Annotated in this window: 4 protein-coding genes; 3 read left to right on the top strand and 1 reads right to left on the bottom strand. The window is 69.0% G+C overall.

The features are described from left to right. Positions 1 to 797 (top strand): MurR/RpiR family transcriptional regulator (locus tag AC08OP_RS12345; RefSeq protein WP_476614321.1); only part of this gene is annotated, 797 nt, incomplete at its 5' end. A 1,175-nt stretch (positions 798 to 1,972) separates the two neighbouring features. Then, positions 1,973 to 3,175, top strand: coding sequence for a cytochrome P450 (locus AC08OP_RS12340; RefSeq protein WP_476614320.1), 1,203 nt, complete (start codon positions 1,973 to 1,975; stop codon positions 3,173 to 3,175). A 115-nt stretch (positions 3,176 to 3,290) separates the two neighbouring features. Here AC08OP_RS12340 and AC08OP_RS12335 read toward each other — a convergent pair whose 3' ends face one another. Then, entirely contained in the window at positions 3,291 to 3,443 is a 153-nt protein-coding gene (locus tag AC08OP_RS12335; RefSeq protein ID WP_476596893.1) for a hypothetical protein, read from the bottom strand. 296 nt (positions 3,444 to 3,739) lie between these two features. Between AC08OP_RS12335 and AC08OP_RS12330 the strand changes: the two genes are divergently transcribed. Then, positions 3,740 to 4,500: PhzF family phenazine biosynthesis protein (locus AC08OP_RS12330; protein ID WP_476614319.1), on the top strand; the 761-nt coding region annotated here is incomplete at its 3' end.

Below are 4,500 nucleotides of genomic sequence, written 5' to 3'. Positions count from 1 at the left end.
CTCCCAGCGGTCGCAAGATCGGCCAGCTGATCCTCAGTGACCCGAGGGAGATCGTTCACCTCACCGTCACCGATCTCGCCGATCGGACCGGCACCTCCGTCGCGACCGTGGTCCGGTTCTGTCAGGACCTCGGCCTCAAGGGCTTCGCCGACCTCAAGATCCGTCTCGCCGGCGAAGCGATTCCCCCCGAACGCGGCCTTCACGAAGACGTCACTCACGCCGACTCCCCTGCCACCATCCTGGAGAAGATCCTCCGCAGCACCGAGGCGGCCCTGTCCGAGACCACCCGCACCGTCGACCGCACGGCATTCGCCCGCGCGGTCGACGCCCTGCATCGCGCTGACCGGGTCCTGCTCATCGGCGCGGGGACGTCCGCCCCGCTCGCCCAGGACGCCGCCTACCGCTTTCGCACCCTCGGCCTGCTCGTCGAAGCCCCCGCCGACGCCCACGTCCAACATGTGGCCGCGCGCCTGCTGCCCCCCGCCTCCGCCTGCCTGGCCATCAGCCACACCGGGCAGACCCGCGAAACCCTGGCCGGCGCCGCCGCGGCGCGCGCGGCGGGGGCCACGACCATAGCCCTCACCAGCTTCTTCCGATCCCCCCTGACGAGGCTGGCCGACGTAGCCCTCGTCGCCGGCAGCAGCGAAACAAACTACCGAGTCGAGGCCATGAGCAGCCGCATCATCCACGCGACGGTCCTCGACGCCCTGTTCGTGGCCGTCCATCTCGCGCAACCCGACCGCGCCCAGAAAGCCCAGGAACTCACCGCCGAGGTACTTACCGAACACCGGATCTGACGCCCAAGTTCACGGAGGTGAACCCGCGGAGCGCGACGGCGAGGGTGGCCGTGGCCAGGGTGGCCATCTCCCGGTCCGGTACGGGGCCGGCGGCGGTATCGGCGGTCCTCTCACCCCGCCCGGACCGCACGAACTAAGCAAACCGCGCAAACCGTGCAACCGTGCGCCGGCCTCCCACCGCACCCGCTCGCACCCGCTCACTCAGGCGGCGCCCACGATCCTTCGGCCGACCTTCGGCCGGCGAATCTGGGGGACCTGAGCACGGTCCGCGGTCCCTGGACCGTGCCTTGCTCCCCACAACTCGGCCGGTCCGGCCGGACGCCGGCCACGCCGGGCGACCGAGATACCAGATGATAATGCATTCGCTATCTGCATTCACTATCTGCGTCCGGCGCCGGAACATTCACGTTCAGTGGCGCGGTCACTGCCGGGAAGGGCGTCACCTGCACCACCGAGGTGGCATCCGACGGGAAGTACGGCGGGACGCGGAGGGCGTCCCGATCGGCGTGAAATCCTTCACGCGGCACGGAAGGGCGCGACACGTGATTCCCGTCGTGATCGCCTTGCCGGGCCTGCCGTAGACCATGACGGCGAGCTTCCGAAAAAGCGCCGTGACCACGCTCGGCGTGAACGCCCCGCCCACCAACCGACACAATTGGGTAGTCAGATCACGGCCCGCTGCTGCGCCCCGGAGAGCACGAATGAGGGCACGAATTAGGGCACGAATGAGCCGACCCTCCCAATCCTTCCGGTAAAGTCGGACGGGACCCGGACCCGGACCCGGACCCGGACCCGGACCCGGACCCGGACCCGGACCCGGAGCGTGAAAAGCGGAGCGTGAAAAGCGGCCAGAACCGTTGAGGCATGCCGCCGAACCTGGCGGACCGTCACGGCCGGGACCGTTACGGATTCCCCGCGCCGAGGGCACCATTGCCGGCGCACAGGCCATTGCAAGAGGTTTCGGGCGTCCGGCCGACGGCTTCCTCCGATGCCACCCGACTCCGCCTCGAGCCGTTACCCGAACAAGCCAGCCGCAGGGGCGGCGGAGGCTTTCCCTCGCATCCACCAACGATTCGATAGACATCAGCACCACTCCATTGCCTCACCGGTCAGTCATGACGGCCCTGAAGCCGCGCCCCCGGCCGGTTTCCGGAGTGCCCTGGGAAGGAGAATCCATGGCGGATCCCGTGGTGACCGACGTCGGGACGTCGGCACGCAAGATCAACCGCGAAGACCCGAACGGCGGATGCCCGGTCGTGCAGGACGCCGACGGCGCATGGCGGATCAGCGGGTACGCCGCCGGACAGGCGGTGCTGCGCAGCCTGGAAACCAAGCAAGCCGGCCTCGGTATCGACGCCTCTAAGGCGATCCCCAAGCGGATCCGCCGGCCGGTGCTGCACAGCGACGGCCCCGAGCACCGGGAACGCCGCCGGCTGACCGCACGATTCTTCACTCTACGCAGGGTCGACGAGCACTACCGCGAGCTGATGCACCGCGTCGCCGACGAGCAGATCGACCGGTTGCGCCGCGAGCGGAGCGTCGACCTGTCCGAGCTCAGCTTCGCCCTCGCCGTCGAGGTCGCCGCCGCGGTGATCGGCCTCACCAACAGCCGCCCCGGCATGGCCGCCCGCCTGGAACGGTTCGCCCAGGGAGACCTCGGACCGCCGAATGTCACCAGCATCCGCGGCATCAGGCAGTTCATCCGGCAGAACCGCCACGCCCTCGCCTTCTACCTCGCCGACGTGCGCCCCGCGGTACGCGCCCGCCGTCGGCGACGCACCGACGACCTCATCTCACACATGATCGATCAAGGCTGCACCAACGCCGAGATCTTCGCCGAGTGCGTCACCTTCGCACCCGCAGGAATGATCACCACCCGGGAGTTCATCAACGTCGCCGCCTGGCACCTGTTCACCGACGACACACTGCGCGCCCGCTACCGCGACGCCGACCAGACCGAACGGATCGCGATCCTGCACGAGCTCCTGCGATTGGAACCGGTCATCTCCACTCTCAAACGGCGCACGACAGCCGACATCCACCTACCGGGCCCACGCGGCCCGCTGACGATCCCAGCCGGCGCCCAGATCGACATCGCGGTGAGCAGCACCAACGTCGACACGCAGGCCATCGGCGCCGACCCGTACACGGTCCGCCCCGCCCGCCCGATCGGCGACGGCGTGAGTCCGGCGGGGCTGAGCTTCGGCGAGGGGCCCCACAAATGCCCCGGCGCACACGTCGCCATCCACGAAACCGACATCTTCCTGCACAAGCTGTTCATGCTCGACGGCCTACGCATGGCCAGCCCACCTCAGGTCACCCTCCGGGACGAGATCGCGGCCTACGAGCTGCGCGGTCTCGTCGTCGCGCTCGACTGAATCATCGCGTTCGGTTGAATCGTCGCTCTCGATTGACCTGGCCCCACGCGCCCGGCACCAGGTACCGGGCACCAGGTACCGGATCCGCGTCGTCGCCGACGATGAACCTGAGGCGTCACGGCACTCCCGGATCCATCACTCCCGGATCCATCAGCTCGGCCTGGCCGTTACGGATCTCCGCTCGGGCGTGCGCGACGAGCTCCTGAACGTCCCGTTCCACCTCGTCGGGGCCAAGCCCGAGCGCCGGCCCGATGTGGAGCGACCACACCTCGGACCGCAGGTTGGTCTCGGAGTCGGGTTCGGCACGGAGGTGGCACGGAGGTTCTGCCGGGCGGCCTCGCGGTTCTGGCGGAGGCGGGCGGCCACCCGCCTCGGCGTGATGGGGTCGGCCATGGGTGTCGGCGGAGGAACTCACGCCTTCATGCTGATATGCACCCGGAGGCATTCCCGCGCCGGCCCGCTCCTGGTGACGCCCCATCGTCTCCAGCCGCCTGGCGATCGGAATCCAGGAATTCCTCGCCCGCATCCGCGCGGTCAGCCGGCGGGCCGCGGGACACTGGGCCGATGCCGCGTCCCTTCCAACAGATCGATGTCTTCTCAAGATCCCCATATCAGGGCAATCCGGTAGCCGTCGTACTCGACGGATCGGGACTCGACCCGGAGGAGATGCAACGGTTCGCCCGGTGGACGAACCTCTCGGAGACCACCTTCATCCTGCCGCCCACCTCACCGGACGCCGACTACCGGGTCCGGATCTTCACGCCCGGTGCCGAGCTGGCCTTCGCGGGGCATCCCACGCTGGGTACCTGCCACGCCTGGCTGACCACCCGGCCTCCGGCCGAACGGGGCGATGTGGTCGTTCAGGAGTGCGGTGCCGGGCTTATTCCCGTTCGGCGGACCGCGGACGGACTCGCGTTCGCCGCACCCCCGCTGCGACGCTCGGGGCCGGTCGAGGAGGCACTCATCCAGCGCATCAGCACGGTGCTGGGCATCGCCCGCGACGACATCGTGGCCGCCGAGTGGGCGGACAACGGGCCGGGATGGATTGCTGTTCTGCTCGACAGCGCCGAGGCGGTCCTCGCGTTGCAACCGGGCATCGTCGACCTGCATCTCGGCGTGCTCGGCCCGTATCCGCCAGAGTCGACCGAGACGTTCGAAGTTCGGGCCTTCTTCCCCGTGAACGGCACGATGAGGGAGGATCCGGTAACCGGAAGCCTCAACGCGTCCGTCGCCCAATGGCTGCTCCGGACCGGACGAGCGAGCGCGCCTTACACCGTGAGCCAGGGAACACTGCTCCACCGGACCGGACGGGTGCACATCTCCGC

It is taken from the genome of Frankia sp. CeRuru1 (genome assembly GCF_977966315.1).
This window is presented reverse-complemented; position numbering and strand designations above follow the sequence as displayed.

Excerpts from the sequence above, each read along its gene's own strand:
- AC08OP_RS12340 (WP_476614320.1), top strand. The coding sequence starts at position 1,973 with ATGGCGGATCCCGTGGTGACCGACGTCGGGACGTCGGCACGCAAGATC.